This window comes from Hymenobacter gummosus (assembly GCF_003970915.1).
In the GTDB taxonomy this organism is placed as follows: Bacteria; Bacteroidota; Bacteroidia; order Cytophagales; family Hymenobacteraceae; genus Solirubrum; species Solirubrum gummosum.
Map to the genome: position 1 here is coordinate 228,359 of NZ_RXOF01000006.1, position 20,780 is coordinate 249,138.

Annotated in this window: 10 protein-coding genes and 1 tRNA gene; 5 read left to right on the top strand and 6 right to left on the bottom strand. The window is 65.1% G+C overall.

Going from position 1 to position 20,780, the window contains the following annotated elements; translation table 11 throughout:
• The first annotated feature begins 41 nt into the window (after positions 1 to 41).
• The 3 genes from EJV47_RS28035 to ppk1 all read left to right on the top strand — a co-directional run bounded on the left by EJV47_RS28035 (position 42) and on the right by ppk1 (position 4,656).
• Positions 42 to 1,748 (top strand): GEVED domain-containing protein, encoded by a 1,707-nt coding sequence (locus EJV47_RS28035; protein WP_165903737.1) that lies wholly within the window; start codon positions 42 to 44, stop codon positions 1,746 to 1,748.
• Positions 1,749 to 1,950: 202 nt separating this feature from the next.
• A complete protein-coding gene (locus tag EJV47_RS12705; protein WP_126693528.1) occupies positions 1,951 to 2,448 on the top strand; it encodes a SixA phosphatase family protein in 498 nt (165 codons plus the stop codon).
• Positions 2,449 to 2,562: 114 nt separating this feature from the next.
• Complete coding sequence (ppk1, locus tag EJV47_RS12710) at positions 2,563 to 4,656, top strand: polyphosphate kinase 1 (protein WP_126693529.1); 2,094 nt, start codon at positions 2,563 to 2,565, stop codon at positions 4,654 to 4,656.
• 249 nt (positions 4,657 to 4,905) lie between these two features.
• Here ppk1 and EJV47_RS12715 read toward each other — a convergent pair whose 3' ends face one another.
• Together EJV47_RS12715 and EJV47_RS12720 are read right to left on the bottom strand one after the other, a co-directional pair.
• Positions 4,906 to 6,048: a DUF6268 family outer membrane beta-barrel protein gene (locus EJV47_RS12715; protein WP_126693530.1), complete on the bottom strand. Its 1,143-nt coding sequence runs from the start codon at positions 6,046 to 6,048 to the stop codon at positions 4,906 to 4,908.
• 330 nt (positions 6,049 to 6,378) lie between these two features.
• Positions 6,379 to 10,311 carry a metallophosphoesterase gene (locus EJV47_RS12720; protein WP_126693531.1) on the bottom strand — a complete coding sequence of 1,311 codons (3,933 nt, stop codon included), beginning with the start codon at positions 10,309 to 10,311 and terminating at the stop codon, positions 6,379 to 6,381.
• 196 nt (positions 10,312 to 10,507) lie between these two features.
• Here EJV47_RS12720 and EJV47_RS12725 point away from each other — a divergent pair, with 196 nt between their 5' ends.
• A complete protein-coding gene (locus EJV47_RS12725) occupies positions 10,508 to 11,734 on the top strand; it encodes a Pycsar system effector family protein (RefSeq protein WP_126693532.1) in 1,227 nt (408 codons plus the stop codon).
• 84 nt (positions 11,735 to 11,818) lie between these two features.
• Here the strand turns inward: EJV47_RS12725 and EJV47_RS12730 are convergent, their stop codons facing one another.
• Entirely contained in the window at positions 11,819 to 12,979 is a 1,161-nt protein-coding gene (locus EJV47_RS12730; RefSeq protein ID WP_126693533.1) for a DUF2652 domain-containing protein, read from the bottom strand.
• A 163-nt stretch (positions 12,980 to 13,142) separates the two neighbouring features.
• Here EJV47_RS12730 and EJV47_RS12735 point away from each other — a divergent pair.
• A tRNA-Arg gene (locus tag EJV47_RS12735) sits at positions 13,143 to 13,214 on the top strand.
• Positions 13,215 to 13,484: 270 nt separating this feature from the next.
• On the opposite strand, the gene galB is transcribed toward EJV47_RS12735, so the two are convergent.
• The 3 genes from galB to EJV47_RS12750 form a co-directional block, all read right to left on the bottom strand.
• A complete protein-coding gene (gene galB, locus EJV47_RS12740; protein ID WP_243651138.1) occupies positions 13,485 to 15,962 on the bottom strand; it encodes a beta-galactosidase GalB in 2,478 nt (825 codons plus the stop codon).
• Positions 15,963 to 16,400: 438 nt separating this feature from the next.
• Entirely contained in the window at positions 16,401 to 17,792 is a 1,392-nt protein-coding gene (locus EJV47_RS12745; protein WP_126693534.1) for an alpha-amylase family glycosyl hydrolase, read from the bottom strand.
• Positions 17,793 to 17,937: 145 nt separating this feature from the next.
• Complete coding sequence (locus tag EJV47_RS12750; protein WP_126693535.1) at positions 17,938 to 20,049, bottom strand: glycoside hydrolase family 97 protein; 2,112 nt, start codon at positions 20,047 to 20,049, stop codon at positions 17,938 to 17,940.
• Between the last annotated feature and the right edge of the window lie 731 nt (positions 20,050 to 20,780).

A 20,780-nucleotide genomic window follows, 5' to 3' on the forward strand; every position in this document is an offset into this window, starting at 1 on the left:
TCACCCACAGCTCTCTTTTTCCACAACCAAACCAACCGTTCATGAAGAAAACCTTCTACGCTGCTTTGGCTTGCCTCGGCTTGCTGACCTCGGCCGCGCAGGCCCAGTCGGTACGCCAGTGCGCCACCAATGACCACCTGGCCCACCAACTCGCCGCCGACCCCGGCCTGGCCCAGCGCATGGCCGCCGTGGAGTCGCATACGCGCAGCTTCGAGGCCAACCCCACGGCCAACCGGACCACGGCCGTGGTGACCATCCCAGTAGTGGTGCACGTGCTGTACAACACCGCCGCGCAAAACATTTCGGATGCCCAGATTGCCTCGCAGATTGCGGTGCTGAACGAGGACTTCCGCAAGCTGAACGCCGACCGGACCAGCGTGCCGTCGGCCTTCGCCGGCCTGGCCGCCGACGCCAACATCGAATTCGTGCTGGCCAAGCGCACGCCCAGCGGCGCCGCTACCACCGGCATTCAGCGCAAGCAGACCACCAAGACGTCCTGGGGCACCGACGACCAGATGAAGTCGGCCAGCACCGGCGGCCTCGACGCCTGGAATTCCAGCAAGTACCTGAACCTGTGGGTGTGTAACCTCTCGGGCGGCGTGCTGGGCTACGCGCAGTTTCCCGGCGGCCCCGCCGCTACCGACGGCGTAGTTATCCTGACCACGGCTTTCGGCCGCGGCGGCTCGGCCGTGTCGCCCTTCAACCTGGGCCGCACCGGCACCCACGAAGTAGGCCACTGGCTGAACCTGCGCCACATCTGGGGCGACGCCAACTGCGGCAACGACCTGGTATCGGACACCCCGACCCAGCAGACCTCGAACTACGGCTGCCCCTCCTTCCCGAAGCGCACCTGCGGCAACACCACCAACGGCGACATGTTCATGAACTACATGGACTACACCGATGACCGTTGCATGTACATGTTCTCGGTGGGCCAGTCGACGCGCATGAACGCGCTGTTTGCCTCGGGCGGCGCCCGCGCCGGCCTCGTGACTTCCGACGGCGGCACTGCTCCCGGCGGCACCACGCCCACCCCGACTACCCCGACCTACTGCGCCTCGAAAGGTGGCAACGTGAGCTACGAGTGGATTGACCTGGTGCAGCTAGGCTCCATCAACCGCAGCTCCAGCAAGGACGCCGGCTACTACGACGGCACGGCCCTGGGCACCACGGTAACGGCCGGCTCGGCCCAGACCATCTACTACTCGGCCGGCTTCACCAGCACCGCCTACACCGAATACTGGAAGGTGTACATCGACTACAACCAGGACGGCGACTTCAGCGACTCGGGCGAGCTGGTAGCCAGCCGCAGCAGCAACTCGGCCATCACGCTGAGCAGCGCCTTCACGGTGCCCACCACGGCCAAAAACGGCAAAACCCGCCTGCGCGTGGTGATGAGCGACAACTCGGCCACCACCAGCTGCGGCTCCTTCAGCTACGGCGAGACGGAAGACTACTCCATCACTATTTCGGGCGGCCTGCGCCAGTCGGAAGCCGCCAAGGCTACCGCAGCTGACTACAAGCTGTTCCCGAACCCGACCAGCGACGTAGTGAACCTGGTACTGCCGGCCGAGCACAAAGCCGGCGACGTGCAGGTGCAGATTTACGACGTGCGCGGCGTGGAAATGAAGCAGGTACGCTACGACGGCTCGGGCATGCTGGAAGTGCAGAACCTGCCCGCCGGCGTGTACACCCTGCGCCTCAAGGACGGCGACCTGGTGGTGCACCAGCGCTTCGTGAAGCAATAACCGCCTCTGCTCCGACAGGGAGCGAAGAGGCCCCGCCAGGCGCGGCCTCTTCGCTCCCCGCTACACTCACTCACTCACTCACCACCGTAAAACCCGTCCTGCTACCGGCAGGGCGGGTTTTTTCGTTGGTACCGGTCGAGGTGGATAACTATTTTGGGGGCACCCCAGTAAAGAAGCGCGCGACTCCAAGCCCCCTCCCCCAATGAAAATCCTGTACCTGATGCGCCACGCCAAGTCGAGCTGGAACTTCGACGGCCTGAGCGACCAAGAACGGCCCCTGAACAACCGCGGCCGCACCGACGCGCCCCAGATGGGCCAGGCCCTGGCCGAGCGTAATATTCAGCTGGATTTGCTGGTGAGCAGCCCGGCCGTGCGTGCCCTGAGCACGGCGGCCCTGGTAGCCAAGGAAATGGGCTACCCGCCCGAGCGCATTCAGGTAGTCGACGGCATCTACGAGGCCGACCTCGACCGGCTGGTCGACGTCGTGCACGGGCTGCCCGACGAGGCCGGCTCGGTGCTGCTGGTGGGCCACAACCCCACCATAACCGACACCGTCAACGCCCTCTCGCCGAGCCTGATCAACGAAATGAGCACCGCCGCCGTGGTGTGCCTGCATTTCCAGGCCAACAGCTGGGCCGAAGTCAGCCGCCAAAACGCCGAGCTGTACTTCGTCGACTCGCCGAAGAACCACGAGGACTAACGGTGAAATGGTGAGGTGGTGAAATAGTGAGTGTCGTTCTGCTTGCGCAAGCTGCGCGGTGCCGGCCTCCTGTACATCACCTCACCATTTCACCACCTCACCATTTCACTACATATGCCGCACGAAACCGCTACCACACCCCCGGCCCCGGAGCCGACGCTGCTGAACCGGGAGCAAAGCTGGCTGACTTTCAACGCCCGGGTGCTGCAGGAAGCGCAGAGCCCCGAGGTACCGCTGCTGGAGCGGCTGAAGTTTCTGGCCATCTTCTCCTCCAACCTCGACGAGTACTTCAAGGTGCGCGTGGCCACGCTGCGCCGCCTGCAGAACCTCAAGCGCAAAACCCGCGAGAAGCTGGGCGAAGACCCCGCCACCCAGCTGCAGCAGGTGCTGGCCGAGGTAAGCCGGCAGCAGGAGCTGTTCGGCGACACCTTCCGCAACCACATCCTGCCCGAGCTGCGCCGCCAGCACATTCACCTCGTGTCGGAGCACGATTTGACCGGGGAGCAGCGCCGCTGGGTGCAGCAGTACTTCCGCGAGAAAGTGCAGGATCTGTTGTCGCCGATTGTCCTCGATGACAACCTGCACCACCTGTTCCTGAAGGACCAGACCACCTACCTGGTGCTCTACCTCACGGGGCACGTGAAGGGCAAAAAGGCCGAAGACGAGGAGCGCGTGCTGGTGATGGAGCTGCCCACCAAGCGCCACGGCGGCCGTTTCGTGCAGCTGCCCGACCAAGGTTCGGAGCACTACGTGATGTTCCTCGACGACGTGGTGCGCTGCTGCGCCCAGGAGCTGTTTCCGAAGTACGAGCACCTGGACGTGAGCAGCATCAAAATCTCGCGCGACGCGGAGCTGGACATTCAGGAGGAGGTATCGGGCAATATGCTGGCCAAGATTAAGAGCAGCCTGCAGAAGCGCGAAACCGGCTACCCGGCCCGCCTGCTCTACGACCCGGCCATGCCCAAACCGGCGCTGCGGGCGGTGATGCAGAAAACCGGCATCGGCAAGGAGGAGCTGGTGGAGGGCAGCCGCTACCACAACTTCCGCGACTTTTTCGGCTTCCCGGGCTTCGGGCGCAAGGAGCTGCAGTACGCGCCGCAGAACGCCCTGCCCCACCCCTCGCTGCCGCGCAGCAAGGACGAGAGTATGCTGGCCGCCATCAGCCAGCGCGACCATCTGATCCATTACCCCTACCAGTCGTTCGACTACGTGACGCGGCTGATCAAGGAAGCGGCCAAGGACCCGGCCGTAACCGAGGTGAGCATCACGCTGTACCGGGTGGCGGGTAAGAGCGAAGTGGCCAAGGCCCTGCTCAAAGCCGCCAAAAACGGCAAGCGCGTGACGGTGGTAGTGGAACTGAAAGCCCGCTTCGACGAGGAATCCAACATCCGCTGGGCCGAGAAGCTGGAGCGGGCCGGCGCGGTGGTCATCTACGGGGTGCCCGAGCTGAAGGTGCACGCCAAGCTGCTGCTCGTCGCGCGGCAGGAAGAAGGGCAGCCGCGGCACTACGCCTACCTGAGCACCGGCAACTTCAACGAGGCCACCGCCCACGTGTACGCCGACCACGGCCTGTTTACGGCCGACGAGCGGCTGACCACCGAAGTGGCCCGCATCTTCGACTTCTTCCGCTCCCGCGAGACGCCCGCGCCGTTTGGGCACCTGCTGGTGGCCCCCTTCGAGCTGCGCAACCGGCTGAACCACCTCATCGACGTGGAAATCGAGCACGCGCGGCTGGGGCAGGAGGCCTACATCATCCTGAAGCTGAACGCGCTGCAGGACGAGGGCATGGTACGCAAGCTCTACGAAGCCAGCCGGGCCGGCGTGCGGGTAGAGCTGCTGATCCGCGGCATCTCGTGCCTGATTCCGGGCGTGGCGGGGCAGAGCGAAAATATTCAGCAGCGCGGGCTGGTGGACCGCTACCTGGAGCACGCCCGGGTGTACGTGTTTGGCAACGGCGGGCAGGAGCGCGTGTACGTGGCCTCCGCCGACTGGATGGCCCGCAACCTGGACCGCCGCGTGGAAGTGGCCTTCCCGCTCTACGACGCGGACGTGCGCCGCGAGGTGCGCCACCTGCTCGACTTGCAGCGGCAGGACAACCAGAAGTCCCGCGACTGGCAAAACCAGTACCTGCGCGACGGCGCCGACGACAAGCCCGTGCGCGCCCAGCAGGCCACCTACGAGTACCTGCGCAAGAAGCGGCGGAAGTAGGGGGCCTCACCCCCCGCCCCCTCTCCCGTGGAGAGGGGGAGCCTGGAGTCAGCAATGACGCGGGCAGCTTCGGCTAGCGCCTCCGCTGCCCGCCGCGGAGGCACTAGCCAAATAAGCGTAAATTATTCTCTGGCGGTAAGCAGCGCGGAAACAAAAAGCGGGAGCCATGAGCCTATGCTTATCGCTCCCGCTGTCGTTGCTGACTCCAGGCTCCCCCTCTCCACGGGAGAGGGGCGGGGGGTGAGGCCCCTACTGGCTGGCCGTTTTCTTCAAAAACTTGCGCGGGGGCACCAGGAACACCTCCACGCTGGCGTAAGGGGCGCCGCCCAGGGTGTTGTCGATGATGCGGGGGCGGGGGCTGCCGCGGAACAGGCTGAAGCCCTTGTTGCCGTCCTCGTCGAGGGCGTTGAAGGAGGCGTTGTAGCGGTAGCCGGCTTCGAGGCCGAACCAGATGAAGTCATAGATTTCCCGCTCCAGGCGCACCCGGGGCTTTAGTTCGGTCTGGCGCAGGATGAGGGTTTCCAGGCGGTTGTCGAGGGGCTGGCGCAGCTTGATGTTGTAGTTGTAGCCGTCGACGGTGTAGCCGGCGAAGAGCAGCGTGGCCGGCGACACGTTGTAGCGCACCGTCACGCGGGCCGGAAACAGCGACTCCACGCCCCAGTGCTTGTTCCAGGTGCGGTTGTACAGAATAACCGGGTAGATGCTCTGCCGCCCGAAGGTGTAGCCCAGCTGCCCGCCGATGCCCCAGGCAAAGCTTGGGCTGCGCTTCCAGCCGTAGATAAACTCGGCCGACATCTTCAGGTAGTCCTTGGGCGCCGACAGCTCCCCGGAGGTGTAGTCGCCGTTCAGCTCGCCCTTCACCCGGGCAATGTACCAGTGCACGTTGTCGATGGGGCGGATGGCGGCCAGCTGCGCGCCGAGCACCTTGAGGCCCTTGTCTTCGAGGTTACGATAGAAGTTGGAGGCGTTGGGGTCCTTGAATTGAAACTCCTCCCGGTCGTAGTTCAGGCCCAGAATGAGCTTGAGGTGGGGGTGGTTGATCAGCGGGGCATAGGCCTTGATAAAGGCCCGGGCGTTCTTGGTGACGGTGGTGCTGGCCTGGGCCTCCGGCTCCCGGTCCCGCAGCTTGGTGTCGATTTTGAAGTTGCCGAGCCGCTCGTAGTGAAACACCACGCCCTTGCTCGGGCCGCCACCGATAACTGAAGGCACGGCAAATTCCTGGCTCTGGCCCACCTGGTCGGCGGCGGCAGTGTCGGAGGGCAGCGGGGCGGGCGGCGGGTAGATGGGGCGGGTGGGCGGCTGGTCCTGGGCCTGGGCGGCCAGCGTCAGCAGGCTAATGGTACCGGCCAGCAAGGGGGCGCGGAAACGGGCGAAAGTAGAAGTGTTCGGCATGGCCGAAAAAGGTTCGGTGAGTGGATGCGGCAGGGCTGATGATGCCTAAACGTGAACGGGCCAAAAAGGCTACGCTCGGCCCCGTTACTATCGCGGATTCGTGGACAGCCGGCCTGTAGCGCGGGCTTTAGCCCGCGTCCGTCCGTGCCGCTCGAACATCACCCAACGGGGTCGTACAGGCGGACGCGGGCTCAAGCCCGCGCTACAGGCAGGGCGCACTGTTCATGAATCCGCTATGCTTACCTCACGACGCCTTCCGCCCGGACGCAAAAAAGCGCGTGACACCAAGTGCCACGCGCTTTTTTCGGAGTTTACAGCCAGCTGCGGCCGTTAGAACAGGAAGTCGAAGCCCACGTTGATGAGCCGCTCCTCGCCCACGGTGTAGGTGGCATTGATGACGGCCTGCTTGAGCACGTCGATCCAGATGCCGCCGCCGAGGCCGGTGTGGTAGGCCTTGAAGCCGGTTTCCACGTCTTGGGCGCTGTACACGCGGCCGGCGTCGGCCAGGCCCATGATGCCGAACTTGCCCGGCAGCAGGTAGGCGTTGAAGGTGAACAGCTGCACGCGCACCTCGGCGTTGGCGTAGGTCATGGCGCGGCCGGCGTAGCGGGTGCGGCGGTAGCCGCGCAGGTTGGTGGTGCCGCCCAGCGTGTTGGCCTGGTAGAAGCGGTAGTCGCCGATGTTGCGGGCGGCGCCCAGGCGGCCGGCCCAGGTGAGCTGGAAAGGGAAGTTCGGCGACACGTAGAAGCGCAGCTCCGAGGCTAGGCGGCCGTATTTGAGCTTCTCCCCGTTGATCTGCGAGTTGTACTCGGCCGAGTTGTACCAGCGGATGCCGATGCGCGGGTTCTTGGGCGAGGAGCTGGCGTCGAGGTTCAGGTAGGCCCGGCCGCCGAGGTAGCGGTTCATGCCGAAATCGGAGGCGCGGATGCCGGTGGCGGCCCCGCTCACGCCGTTGCCGTCTTCGTCGAGGCCCTGGCGGATTTCGTTGCCAATGTCCTCGCGGCTGATCAGCCACTGGTCGTACTGCGGCCCGATACCGAACTTGAGGAAGCTGAACACGTCCGTTTCCAGCGTGGGCTGGAAGTTGAAGCGCGAGAAGCGGATGCGGTAGGCGTCGTTGATGACGCGGTTGCCCAGCGGGTTGCCGCCGGCCGAGTTCTTGGTCTTGTTCTCCGTGTCGTTGCCCTTGCCGAAGTAGTTGTAGAGCAGCTGCGGCCCGAACAGGCGCGAGTCGATGCGCAGGTCGTACTTGCCCAGCACGTCGGTGAATACGCCGGCGTAGCGGATGTTGTAGGCCTGCCGGGCCGGGGCGTAGTTGGCCACCAGCGTCTGCTCCGTGGCGAAAGGCTCGCGCCGGAAGCCGTAGGTGCGCAGCGTGCCGCCGCCGCCGATGAACACGCCGTCGTCCACGTTGTAGCCGAAGAACACGGCCGGGCCGAAGTAGGGCAGCTTGTAGTCGCGCTTGTTGGTGCGCGAGGGGTAGTCGTACTCGCTCACCTCGGTGCCCGGCTCCAGGCGCAGGCGCGTTTCCTTGCCCGGCGTAATCACGTTGCCCGAGTCGGCGTCGTACACCTGCACCGAGTGCGGGCGCAGGAAGGAGCCGCCCTTGGTGGAGAGGTCCGTGATGGTGTCGCGGTCGATGCCGCCGATGATGCGCAGGCGGATGCTGCTAGGCTGGTCGCCGGTGACGCGGTAGGAGTCGTTGCCGGCGAAGCCGTAGAGGCGGATTTCCTTGGTCGTCTCGCCGTCGTAGGTCTGGTCCCAGAGGGTCTTGGAGGCCTTGCCCTCCTTGTTGACCTTCTTCACCAGCACGCGGGTCTTGTCGCCTTCGAGGCGCTGCACCACGAAGCGTTCCTGCTTGTCGCTGCCTTTTACCTCTACTTTCTGGGCTACCAGCTCGTAGTAGTCGGCGGCCAGCTCGGGCAGCAGGTCGCGGCGCTTCTTCAGCTTCTGGGCAATTTCGGCGCCGTGGAGCTTGTAAATCTGCTCCGGCCAGCGGGTGCGCAGCGCGTCGTCAATAACCTGGTCGGTGAGGCGCTTTTTCATGTCCTCGGCCGTTTTCACCCAGTCTTCCTTCGACACCTCGCCCAGGAATACCCGGTCATTGCTCAGCGCCGTCAGGTTCAGGCCCTTCCAGTCGTCGTAGTCTTCGCCGAAGTTCTGGAAGTTGCGGATGGCCCATTTGCGGCGCGCCAGCCAGGGGAAGAACCCGTCGCCCTTGAAGAAGGCAATGTCGCGGTCTTCGGGCACGGCCGTGAAGGTCCGGTCGCCGTCCTCGTCCTTGCTTTCGGCCCAGCGCCACTGGTCCTCGTGCCGGTCCCAGTCGCCAATCCACATATCAAACAGGCGGGAGCGGACGAAGGCCTTGGGCCGGATGTGGTTGTCGTTGTCCTGGCGCATGCGCTCCAGCACGCGGTCGGTGCCCACCAGGTTCTTGGCGTTGCCCAACGATTCCACGTTGCTTTGGTCGTCCTTGGCGTCTTCCTCCAGCGCGGCGGGCGTGTCCTGGAAGCGGGCCAGGTACTGGCCCAGCAGCGGGTCGCGGGGAATGTAGCGCAACTCGGGGTTGGTGTGCAGAATGCCGGCGGCCGTAGCCAGCGGCGGCAGCACGATGGAGGCGTAGGGATGCTGGGCCGAAATCTGGTCCTGCAGAATGTCCTTGGCGGCCGTTTCGCGCAGGGCCTCGGGCAGCACGGCCGAGGGGTCCTTATCGAGCCCGCGGATGGTGTAGTTGCGGCCCTCCTCGTTGCGCACTTTCAGCGAAGCCGTCTGCTTGCCCCCGCCGATTTTGTAGGGCTCCAGTCCGCCTTTCTCGGTGGCCAGGTCCAGCACCGGGAATTTCACCGGCGTGGCCCACTCAGCGCGGTAGTGCTTGCCAAAGAAGGCCTGGTGCAGGCCGCTGCGCTTGGCGTAGCGCGGGTTCACGGCCACCGTCACGGTAGAGTCCTTGAAGTTGGGGCGGCCTTTCAGGTCGATGTTGAAGGGGTCGGGGGCGGTGGTGGCGTCGCCGGCCTGGGCCTGCTTGGCGTAGAGCGAGTGGCGGAACACCAGCCGACCCGTCTCGCCCTGTTCGTTCGGAATCCAGTATTCCAGCCACACTTCGCCGTTGTTGTAGTAGTTCACCCGGGCCCAGCCCTTCTCCTTGTCCGAGAACAGGGCGTCCCCGTCGCGGCCCACGCGCACGTGCTGGGTTTTGCAGCCCGAGCCCGACACGATGTGGTGCAGGTCTTCCACCTTGAAATACTGCAGGTTGTGCTCGTGGCCGGCGGCGTAGATGGTATTCGGGTACTTGGCGAAGATGTCCATCAGCCCCTTCTTGTACTGCTGGTACAGGGGGTGCGGAATGTCCTGGGAAATGCCGCCGTACTTGCGCGCAAACGGGTACACCGAGCCGATAATCGGGAACGGGATGAAGGCGTACTTGTAGACGATGCTGAGCGGAAACAGGTGGTCGGCCAGGGTGAAGTAGCCGCCGTGGATGCCGTCGGAGAAGATGGGGTGGTGGGCTACCACGATGACGTTCTTGTTGCGGTGCTTGGCCATCAAATCCTCCAGCTGCACGAAGAAGTCGGCCTCGTTGGCTACGCCGCAGCCGCTGTTGGCCCCGTAGGGCCGCTCCTGGCCTTGCAAGAACCACTGCGAGTTGATGGCAATGATGGCCAGGTTGTCCTGCACCAGGATTTCGTAGGGGCCGGGGCAGCCGTTGGCCGGCACGTAGAAGGGGCCGGTCTTGGCGAAGGCGGCCGAGTCGCGGTTCATGTACTCCTCGCTGAACACCTGGGCCCGAATCACCTGGTCGAGCCCGCCGCGCAGGCCCTGCTTCCAGTCGTGGTTGCCCGGAATCATGTACTTCTCGCCCTTGTAGCCGCGCAGCACGTTGATCTGGTCCACCAGGCGCTCCTCGGACACCTTGCGGTCCAGGGCCCCGACGGGCGGCAGGCCGTACTCGTAGATGTTGTCGCCGAGGTAGATGGTGGTGCTCCGTTCGCCTTCCTTCATAATCTGCCGGCGCAGGAAGTTCAACGACGGTTCGCCGCCCTGGGCCTGCGGGGCGGGCTTGCCCACGTCGCCGATGAGGAACACGGTGTAGCGCAGCTTGGAGCTGTCGGGCGGGGTGGTTTTTTCCCAGTCCTGGCCGATGCCGCGGTAATTGGGGCGTTCGGGGTGGGCGGTCTGGGTTTTGGTACCCTGGGCGTGGGCAGAAAGCCACGGTGCCAGGCTGCCGACCAGCATCAGGAAGCTAGTCAGAAGAAGTCGGCTCATAAAGCAGCGGAGAGGTGAGAGAAGGTGCGGTAAACGAAGCGCGCCGGCCAGCGGCGGCGGCTCGTCACTGCCCGATACGCAGGGTACGCCGCCCGCGTTGGGGCATCGGCCGCGGCAGTGCCAACCTGAAGGGCCAAGTTGCGTTGTAATCCCGTTGGCGCGGCCGTTGCCGCCCGCGCCTGCCTCCCCTTTCTCAATGGAAACGACTCCTACCCTTCCCAAGCCGGCCAAGTCCGAAATCGTCAAGCAGGCCAAGGCCTACGTGGAAAAGCTGTTCGACGAGCAGCTGCCCCGCCAGCTGGTCTACCACACCTTCAAGCACACCAACACCGTGGCCAAGGAGGCCGCCGCCCTGGGCCAGGCCGCCGGCCTCGCCGCCCCCGATCAGGAGGCGCTGACCCTGGCCGCCTGGTTTCACGACGCCGGCTACATCGACCGCTACGACGGCCATGAGTACCGCAGCATGGAGCTGGCCGAGCAGTGGCTCACGCAGCAAGGCTACCCGCAGGAACGCATCGGGGTGGTGAAGGAAATCATCCGGGCCACGCACCGCGACGAAAAGCGCGACACGGAGCTGCAAAAGCTGCTGGTAGATGCCGACATGAGCAACCTCGGCCGCGAAGACTGCATGGCCGACGCCGAGCTGCTGCGCACCGAGTGGGAAGCCACCCAGGGCAAGGTGTACTCCAACATCGAGTGGGCCGAGTTTCAGCTGGATTTCCTGCTGCAGCACAAGTACCTGACCGAAGCCGGCAAGGACCGCTACAAAGCCCAGCTCAAGGACAACATCAAGGAGCAGCGCAAGGCCCTGAAAAAGCAGGAGAAAAAGGCCAAAAAGAAGGAGGAAGAGGCCGAGGGCTACGCCGAAGGCAAGCGCGGGGTCGAAACCATGTTCCGCTCGACCTACAGCCAGCACCAGCGCCTTTCGCAGATGGCCGACCAAAAGGCCAACATGATGATCAGCCTGAACACGGTGTTGCTGTCGGTTATCATCACCTACCTCGGCGCCAAAACCTCGCAGATTGGCCCGGCCTTCACCAAGAACCCGGTGCTGGCCGTGCCCATGGGCTTGCTGGTGGCCACGGCTCTGGGCTCCGTCGTCACCGCCATCCTGTCGGCGCAGCCCGATGTGACCAGCTTCAAGTGGCTGCGCCGCTCCCCGCAGATTGCCACCAACCGCCGCGTCAACATCCTGTTCTTCGGCAACTTCACCAAGCTCAGCCTCGACCACTTTCAGGACGGCATGCACGAGCTGATGAAGGACAAGGACCTGCTCTACAACAACATGATAACCGACATCTACTACCTCGGCGAAGTGTTGTCGCGCAAGTACCGCCTGCTGCGCGTGAGCTACACCATCTTCATGGTCGGCCTGATTCTGACCGCCCTGGCGTTTGGCATTGTGATGCTGTACAAGGCCTAGATGGTTAAATGGCTCGATGGCTAAATGGCTGGTCGTTCTGACGTGTGCAGTTCAGAACGACCAGCCATTTAGCCATCGAGCCATTTAACCGTTCAACAATTCAGCCAGCTGCCGCACCGACTGCCCCAGCCAGCGGCGCAGGCGCAGGAGCTGGCCGCGGCGGATGAGGCGGTGGCCGCTGGCAATGTGGCCGTAGCGCACCTCCATGGTTACGAGGCAGTGGGCTTCGTCCACGGCTTCGAGGCGGAAGAAGAGCAGGGCGTTGGGAAACAGGCGCCAGTGGGCAATTTTCTCCACGTACTCGGCCGTGTGCTCGTCGGGCTGCAGGCGCTGCACCACCTGCAGGTCAATCTGGCCGTGGTAGAGGTCCAGCTTGTAGTTGGCCCCGGGGCGGTGGGCCTTGGTGGCGTCGTAGTGCACGGCGGTGGTGCCAGTCAGCCAGCGGGGGCGCAGGCGCAGGTTACTTACCACGCCCAGCGCCTGAGCCAGGGGCGCGGCCACCAGGTGCTGCTGCTTCACGCGGCAGGTCACCGGCAGCTTGCCCGCATCGATTTCGGCCTGCACCAGCAGGCGCAGGGGCGTGAGGTAGGCGTAGAAGTAGGGCACCTCGCCCAGGTATTCGTAGACGGTAGCGCTGCGCTGCAGGCGCGTCCAGGCAAAGCAACGGGCCACTTCGGCGGGCTGCTGGGTGCTGAGGTAGCCCTCGGTCAGCAGCACGTACTCCGCGCCGGCCACGTTGTTTTTGAGCAGGCGGTGGGCCACTATCACGTCGCGCCCGAGCAGCTTGGTAAACTGGCGGATGTCGGCCACGCTCACCCGCCCGTAGTGCCCGATGATTTTCAGCGTCAGGCCGGCCTCGTGCAGGGCCGCGGCCAGCTCGGAGGAAGTGTCGCGGGCGACCAGCTGCAGGTAGTTCTGAAAATCGAGGAAGATGCGGCGGCACTGCTGCACCAGCGCATCCACCGGCGGCGGCGGCCCAAGGCGGTAGAACAGAATGGCGTCGCCCTGAATTTCGGCTACCTGCAGCTCCAGGCAGTTGGCTTCGATGAGAATTTCGAGCAAGTCGGCCACCAGATGCGGGGCCTGCGGGTGGCTGGTTTCGGCAATAAAGCGCGTAAAGCCGCTGATATCGGGAATCAGCAGCAGGGCGGGCTGGGTATCGTCGGCCGCCGGGGTGCCGGGCAGCAGCGGCTGTCGGCGGCCGGCAGCCCGGCGGGCGGCGCGCAAGTCATCGAGGAGGCCCATGCGGGGAGGAAGGCGGGGAACAGCAGGCCTTGCCGCCTATACGCACCCGCCGCCCGCCCGGATACCGCCGCGTTGAGGTAGCCGGGCGGGGCGCCGCCGGAGGCCGCAGCGGCATTTGGGCACGCCGGGTATTCGGTGTATTTTTGTCGGTACTCCCTAAGCCGGCTGCGTAGTTCAACGGATAGAATAGGCGTTTCCTAAACGCTTGATATGGGTTCGATTCCCGTCGCGGCTACAAAAACCGCGTTTCCTACCCGGAAGCGCGGTTTTGTTTTTTCCGGGCCGCAGGCACGCCATCCATCTGCCGCTAGTCGGCTGACAGGCGCTGAAATGGGGGGCGTTTCTCCCGCGAAAGCGCAATAGAGCTGTTAGCCCGGCACCAACGCCCCCGAGCAACTCTGGCAGCAACAGCATCAGCACGGGGTCGGTAAGCCACTGCGCCGCGTACGTCGGGCCCGGGGCTCGGTGTGCGCGGCGCAGTGGTTCGGGGGCAGCCGTGGGGCGGTTACTTCGCCGTCGTCAGACGCAAGGTGGCGCCTTTCAGGCCTTTGGCGGTAGCCTTCAGCTCCACGGTGCCGGCCTGGGTGGTGGTTTGCACCAGGGCTACCAGCTGACCGTGGAAGGCCTGCATGCGGGGCTGGTGGAAGGGCTGCAGGTTGGTCGGGTCGCCGTTGGCCACGGCGCGGAAGCGGCCGGCGCCCTTCACCTCAAACTGCAGCTGCTGCGTGGCCTCGGGGCAGAGGTTGCCCTGGGCGTCCTCCACCCGGGCCGTCACGAAGGCCAGATCCTGGCCGTCGGCGCTGAGGGTGCTGCGGTCGGCCGTGAGCTTGAGGTGGTGGGGCTGGCCGGCGGTGCGCACTTCTTCCTCGGCCACGGCCTTACCGCTGGCGTCGTAGGCCACCACTTTGATGCTGCCGGGCTGGTACTTCACGTCGTTCCACATGAGGCGGTAGCGCGTCTGGGGCTGGTCCGACTTGCCCTTGGTCTGCCGGCCCTGGCTCACCCCGTTCACGAACAGCTCGGCCGCGGGGTAGTTGGTGTAGGCGAAGACGGGCGTGGTCTGGCCTTCGCGGCCGGGCCAGGTCCAATGGGGCAGCAGGTGCAGCGTCGGCTGGGTGGGGTTCCAGCGCGAGCGGTAGAGGTAAAACCGGTCCTTGGGCAGGCCGGCCAGGTCCAGGATGCCGAAGTAGGAGCTGTGCGAGGGCCAGCTTTCGTCGTAGGGCCACGGCTCCCCGAGGTAGTCGAAGCCCGTCCACACGAACTCGCCCAGGGTGTAGGGCAAATCGTCCTGGGCGGCAAATTCCTCGTCGGGCGTCTGCGACCAGTTGCTGGCCTCCAGGTCGTACGACGAGGACTGGTTGTCGGGGTAGCGCTTGTCCTTGGCCTTCTCGACGGGGAATTTGTACGCGCCGCGGCTGCTCACGGTGGAGGCCGTTTCGGTGCCCAGAATCAGGCCCTGGGGCAGCTTGGTGTAGGCCTCGGGGTAGCGGTGGGGCTTGTAGTTGAAGCCCGCCACGTCGAGCAGAGCCGCGAAGCCGTTGTTGACGGCCGCGTCGAACTGGTCCATGCCGGCCGTGACGGGGCGGGTGGGGTCTTCGCGGTGCACGATGTCCTGCAGGCGCTTGGCCAGCTTGCTGCCGCCCGGCGCCCACTGGTCGGGCACCTCGTTGCCGATGCTCCACATCACCACCGAGGGGTTGTTGCGGTAGTGGCGCACCATGCTGACGATGTCCTTCTCGGCCCACTCGTCGAAGAGGCGGCTGTAGCCGTTTTTGACCTTGGGCGTTTTCCACTCGTCGAACGGCTCCACCATCAGCATAAAGCCCATTTCGTCGCAGAGCTGCACCAGCTCCGGCGCGGGCATGTTGTGGGTGGTCCGAATGGCGTCGCAGCCCAGGTCCTTGAGCAGCACCAGCTGCCGGCGCAGGGCCGCGGTGTTGACGGCGGCGCCCAGCGGCCCGAGGTCGTGGTGGTTGCACACGCCCCGGAACTTGCGCGGCTGCCCGTTCAGCACGAAGCCCTTGCCCGCCTCCACGCTGATGCTGCGGACGCCGAAGCTGGTCTGGTACTCGTCCTTGAGCACCTCGCCGGCGTAGAGCTTGGAAGTGGCCGAGTAGAGCGTGGGCGTTTCGGGCGACCAAAGCTGCGGCCGCGGCACCACCAGGTTCTGCTCAAACTCCAGCCCGTCGGTGGCCGTGAGCGGAGTGCTGAGCGTGGCCACCACCGTGCCCTTCGCGTCGCGGATTTCGGTGTCGAGGCGCAGGGCCTGGAAGGCCTGGCCGGGCGTTTCCACCCGGGTGCGCAGCCTGACTTTGGCGTAGTCGGCGGTGATGGTGGGCGTGGTCAGGTAGGTGCCCCACACCGGGATGTGCACGTCGTTGGTCACGAGCAGGTGCACGTTGCGGTAGAGGCCCGCGCCGGGGTACCAGCGCGACTGTTCCGGCAGGTTCTGCAGGCGCACGGCCAGCACGTTGTCACCCGCGGGCTTCACCGCGTCGGTAATATCGACGGCGAAGGAGTTGTAGCCGTAGGGCCAGGCGCCCATTTCCCGGCCGTTGACGAACACGTGGGCGTCGCTCATGGCCCCGTCGAAGACCAGCACTGCCCGCTTGCCGGCCCCGAAGCCGGGCACCGTCAGCCGGCGCCGGTACCAGCCCGTGCCGATGAAGGGCAGCCCGCCGGTACGCCCGGCCTTGGTCTTGGCCTCCTTCTCGTTGTTCTGCTCAATTTTGACCGTCTGCAGGTCGTTTTGGGCGCTGAAGGGGCCGTAGATGGCCCAGTCGTGGGGCACCTGCACGGTTTGCCACTTGGCGTCCTTGAAGTCGGGCCGGGCCGCGTCGGGCACGTCGCCCTTGGAGAATTTCCAGTCGGTAGTCAGCAGCACCTCCTGGCGCGGCTGTTGGGCCCAGGCGGCCACGGCCGGCGTCAGCAGCAGGGCAGCCAGGGCGCCCCGCCGGGCCATCTGCGGAAGAAAGTTGTTCATGCAAACAAAGAAAGCAGCCCGCGGCTCGGAAATGACGCAAGCACGCGGGAAATGAAAAGAAACCAGAGGCACTGCTTGGTTGGTAGCGTTGGCTGTAAGAGCCAGCTAGAAGTTATAAGCTAGTTCCCCTCCTCAGATGATTCCGCGCATCAAGCGGCGTGGGGCTAGGGGTGGTTGAAAAACTAGAGCTAGTAAAAGCTAAAGAGGTCGTTCCAACGGCGAATCAACCACCCCTAACCCCACGCCGCTTGATGCGCGGAATCATCTGAGGAAGGGAACTAGCTTGTACCCTTAGTTTCTCTAACCACGCTCTGCCACCAGGGTTTGTTACCAAAGCCGTTTTGAGTGGCCTTGGTTTCAGCTTAGCCCAAAACAAAAGCCGGCCCCTACCCTACTCGGGCAAGGGCCGGCTTTGCGGCCGCTTTTACAGGCTGGCCTTTAGCGCTTCAGCAGCAGGTAGCCGTAGGGCGGCAAGCTCACCTGCGTGCCCAGCGCCACGCTGCTGCCCCGCTCGGCGTCGGTCCAGCTGCTGTTGCTGAGGGCGGCGGGCAGGGTGTACTGCACGGCGGTGCTGCGCACGTTCACCAGCACCAGGGCCTGCTCGGTGCCGGCGGTTTTGTGCAGGGCGCACACGTCGGCCGAGCTGTACGAGGTGGGCGTGCCGGTGCGCAGGGCCGTGCTGCCGGCCCGGGTGGCCAGCAGCCGCTGGTAGGCCCGCGTCACGTCGGGGCGGGCGCCCCACTGCACTTTCACGCCGGTAAAGGGGAAAGGAATGGCCGCCGTCATGCCCGCTTCCTGCCCGTTGTAAATCATGGGCACGCCGCGGTAGCAGGCCGCAATAACGAAGGCCGACATGGCGCCTGCGTGCCCGCCAAACAGGTTCACCGGCGGCCCGTCGGAGCCGTTCACGTCGTGGTTGGTAGTGTAGCGCACCACCTGCTGGGTGCCGGTGGCGCCGCTGTACTCGGTGGCGTGGGTGGCGTCGAGCTGGGTGGCGGCGCCGCCGCGGTACACCCGCTTGAGGGCCTCGTAGAAGCCGAAGCCGAAGTTGTAGTCGAAGCGGGCGTTGAAGTTGGCGTTGCGCGAGCCTTCGGCCAGCAGCAGCAGGCGGTGGGTGCGGATGGCCCGCAGCGTGTCGGTGGCCTGCTGCCAGAAGTCCACGGGCGGGGCGTCGGCGTAGTCGAAGCGGAAGCCGTCGACGTTGGCCGTGTACACCCACGATTTCATGGCCGAAATCATTTCCAGGCGCATGGCCGGGCTGTTGAAGTTCAGCTGGGCCACGTCGGTGTAGGTGGTGTTCGGCGGGCTGAGGATGTTGCCGGCAGCGTCGCGCAGGTACCAGTCGGGGTGGGCGGCTATCCAGGCGTGGTCCCAGCTGGTGTGGTTGGCCACCCAGTCGAGCACCACGGCCATGTTGCGCTGGTGCGCCCCGTCGACCAAAGCCCGCAAGCTGGCCAGGGTGCCAAACTCGGTGCTGACGGCGCGGTAGTCGCGCACGGCGTAGGGCGAGTTGACGCCGCGCACGGCGCCGATGGGGAAAATAGGCATCAGGTACACCACGTTCGCGCCCAGGGCCCGGATGGAGTCCAGCCGGGCCGTGACGCCGGCGAAGCTGCCGCTCTGGCTGAAGGCGCGCATGTTCACCTGGTAAATGACCGCGTCCTGGCGCTCGGGCACCCCAGCGAAGGGCGTGCCGTACTGCTCGGGCGTAGTGGTTTCGGTGGGCGGCACCACCGGGGCCACGGGCCGCTCCTTGCCGCAGGCGGCTAGCAGGCCGGCGGCCAGCAGCCAGGCGGCGGATGTGTTCAGCGTCGTACTCAGAAAAGACATAGTTCAGAAAGGTTAAGCAGCGAGAATCAGGATAAAGCCGGCGGCCGGGCCGCCGGCTTCCCCTGCAATGCCGCCGGCGGTAGTTCCCACTTCCCCACGGGCGGCAGCAGGCCCGGCGTCCCCACGCCGGGCCTGCGGAGGTGGCCTACTGGGCCAGAGGTTTGAGGCTGACGGCCGCCCCGCCGCCGGGGGCCAGCGGCAGCTTCAGCGTGGAGCGGCTAGTCACCGTCTGCCGGCTGATGCGGTAGGCGGCGGGGTTCTTGTCCCAGGAAGCGCCCGGGGCGTCGGCGTAGATGACGGCCTGGTACTTGCGGCCGGCGGGCAGAAAATCCAGCTTTACGGTCTGCTGGCGGGCGTTTTCATCGGTAATGGCGCCCAGGTACCACTCCTGCGTGCCTTTGCCCTGACGGGCAATGGTGAGGTAGTCGCCGGGCTCGGCCTGCAGGATGCGGGTGTCGTCCCAGTCTACGGGCACGTCCTCGATAAACTGGAAGGCGTCGAGGTGCTCGTTGTAGTTTTCGGGCAGGTCGGCGGCCATCTGCAGGGGCGAGTACAGCGTCACGTACAGGGCCAGCTGCTTGGCCAGGGTGCTGTGCAGCTGCCGCTGCGGCGCGCCAGCGGCGTAGCCCTGCAGCTTGAAGATGCCGGGGGTGTAGTCCATGGGGCCGCCCATGAGGCGGGTGAAGGGCAGGATGGTTTCGTGTTCGGGCGGGCTGCCCTCGGCGAAGGCGTTGAACTCGTTGCCGCGGGCCGCCTCGTTGGCCAGCCAGTTGGGGTAGGTGCGGTGCAAGCCGGTGGGCCGTACGGCCTCGTGCATGTTCACCATCAGGCGGCTGTCGGCGGTTTTCTGGGCGGTGCGCACATAGTGGTTCACCATCCACTGCCCGTCGTGGTGCTCCCCGCGCGGGATGATGCGGCCCACGTAGCCGGTTTTTACCGCCGCGTAGCCGTGCTGCTGCATGAAGCGGTAGGCCGCGTCCTGGCGCCGCTCGTAGTTGGTGGCCGAGCCGGCCGTTTCATGGTGCATGATGAGCTGCACGCCCTTGGCGGCGGCGTACTGCTGCAGCTCGGCCACGTTGAAGTCGGGGTAGGGCGTCACGAAGTCGAACACGTCCTCCTTCCAGTTGCCCACCCAGTCTTCCCAGCCCACGTTCCAGCCCTCCACCAGCACGCCCGGAATGCGGTGCTGGGCCGCAAAGTCGATGTAGCGCTTCACGTTCTGGGTGTTGGCCCCGTGGCGGCCGTTGGGCTTGAGCTTGGTCCAGTCGGTGCCGGCCAGCTTGATATTGCTGCTGTCGGCGTAACTCCAGCTGGCGCGGCCCACCTGCATTTCCCACCACACGCCCACGTATTTCTGCGGCCGAATCCAGCCGGTGTCCTGAAGCTTGCTCGGCTCGTTCAGGTTCAGAATCAGCTTGGAGGCCAGGATGGCCGGGGCGTTGTCGGCCACCACGATGGTGCGCCAGGGCGTATGCTCGGGCGCCTGCAGGTAGGCCTTGGCCCCGGTGCCGGTGCCGTCGGGCACCAGCTGGCTGCTCAGGCGGAAGGTTTGGCGGTCCACGTTGAGCATCATAGCCGGGTAGTTCACCAGCGCCGCCTCGTGGATGTTCACGTACAGCCCGTCGGCCGATTTGAGCATCAGCGGCGTCTGCACCCGCTGCGGGGCGGCCTTCTTCTCGATGGCCTTGATGGGCGTGGTGTCCACTTCGCTCAGGCGCGAGCTGGTGTAGGCGTACTCGTTGGAGTCGTAGTCGCCCGGAATCCAGAAGGCCTTATGGTCGGCGGGCAGGTTGAACTCGGTATGCTCGTCCGTCACGGTGAAGTACTGCAGCTGGGGCTGCCGCGGCCACTCGTAGCGGAAGCCCACGCCGTCGGCAAACACGCGGAACACCACGTCGAGCCGGCGGCCGGGGGCGGCGGGCTGCTGCAGGTGCACCGTCAGCTGCTGGTAGCGGTTGCGGATGCTCCGGACCTCGCCCCACACCGGCTGCCAGGTTTCGTCCACGTCCTTGGTTTCGGCGCCCAGCAAGGTCAGCGCGCCCTCGAAGCCGCGGCCGTCGGCCAGGGCCACGCCCAGGCGCGAGGGCAGCACCACCGGCCGGCCACCCAGCTGCACGGCGTAAGTGGGCTGCCCGGCCGCATTGAGGGCAAACGTGAGGCTGACCTGGTCCAGGCGGGCCGTCAGCGCCGTAGCCGGCTGCGCCGCGGCCCGCAGGCCAAAGGTGAGCAGCCAGGCTAGCAGAAAAGCGTGTTTCATGGGGTGAAGGGTAAGCGAAAAAAGCGGCGCCGCGCCGGCTTAGCCCGGGCTGCCGGCGGCCGCGGTAAAACTCAGCGCTGCGGTGCGCCGCCGGGCTGCTTGCGCAGCACCAGGTACTGGCAGGCCTGCAGGGTAAGACTGGGGCTGCCCCGGCCGATGCCGGCAGCTCCCCGTCGACAGAATGCTGGCATCGACCAACGCCGCCCGGGCAGCTGCGGGCCCGCCGCAGCGCGGCGGCCCCAAACGTTTGCGGCTTCCTCGGCGGCATCGAATGCTACAAATCAAGACTCGCCCGCCCGCAAGCAAAACTTATCTAACCCCGATCAAGAAAATATAAATGATACAGCCACAAATAAAACTGTATATCAGCATTTTAACCGTTTTACACAGCTTGAAAATATAGAAGCAGTATGACCGGAATACTGCGCATTTCGTGCATGGATTAGCCTATATAACCACCATTTACAGGCCAACCAGAATATATAAGCAAACTATTATTACAACTCTACTTCCTGTCCTGATTGCCTTGTCTTGCAGAGCTGTCAGACTGAAGCGAAAGGAGTTTCATCCGCATCAGCGGAGGGCCGCAACGGGTCGTCCAGACAGGATAGTGAATCCAAGATTATAGGTGGTTGAAAAACGAGAGCTAGAAGTTACCATCCGGCGTCAGCACGTAAGATTCTTCATCTTTGCTTGAAGCGCAGAATGACGTGCTGCCGTAAGGTCAACCA

Excerpts from the sequence above, each read along its gene's own strand:
- EJV47_RS28035 (WP_165903737.1), top strand. The coding sequence starts at position 42 with ATGAAGAAAACCTTCTACGCTGCTTTGGCTTGCCTCGGCTTGCTGACC.
- EJV47_RS12705 (WP_126693528.1), top strand. The coding sequence starts at position 1,951 with ATGAAAATCCTGTACCTGATGCGCCACGCCAAGTCGAGCTGGAACTTC.
- ppk1 (WP_126693529.1), top strand. The coding sequence starts at position 2,563 with ATGCCGCACGAAACCGCTACCACACCCCCGGCCCCGGAGCCGACGCTG.
- EJV47_RS12715 (WP_126693530.1), bottom strand. The coding sequence starts at position 6,048 with ATGCCGAACACTTCTACTTTCGCCCGTTTCCGCGCCCCCTTGCTGGCC.
- EJV47_RS12720 (WP_126693531.1), bottom strand. The coding sequence starts at position 10,311 with ATGAGCCGACTTCTTCTGACTAGCTTCCTGATGCTGGTCGGCAGCCTG.
- EJV47_RS12725 (WP_126693532.1), top strand. The coding sequence starts at position 10,508 with ATGGAAACGACTCCTACCCTTCCCAAGCCGGCCAAGTCCGAAATCGTC.
- EJV47_RS12730 (WP_126693533.1), bottom strand. The coding sequence starts at position 12,979 with ATGGGCCTCCTCGATGACTTGCGCGCCGCCCGCCGGGCTGCCGGCCGC.
- galB (WP_243651138.1), bottom strand. The coding sequence starts at position 15,962 with ATGAACAACTTTCTTCCGCAGATGGCCCGGCGGGGCGCCCTGGCTGCC.
- EJV47_RS12745 (WP_126693534.1), bottom strand. The coding sequence starts at position 17,792 with ATGTCTTTTCTGAGTACGACGCTGAACACATCCGCCGCCTGGCTGCTG.
- EJV47_RS12750 (WP_126693535.1), bottom strand. The coding sequence starts at position 20,049 with ATGAAACACGCTTTTCTGCTAGCCTGGCTGCTCACCTTTGGCCTGCGG.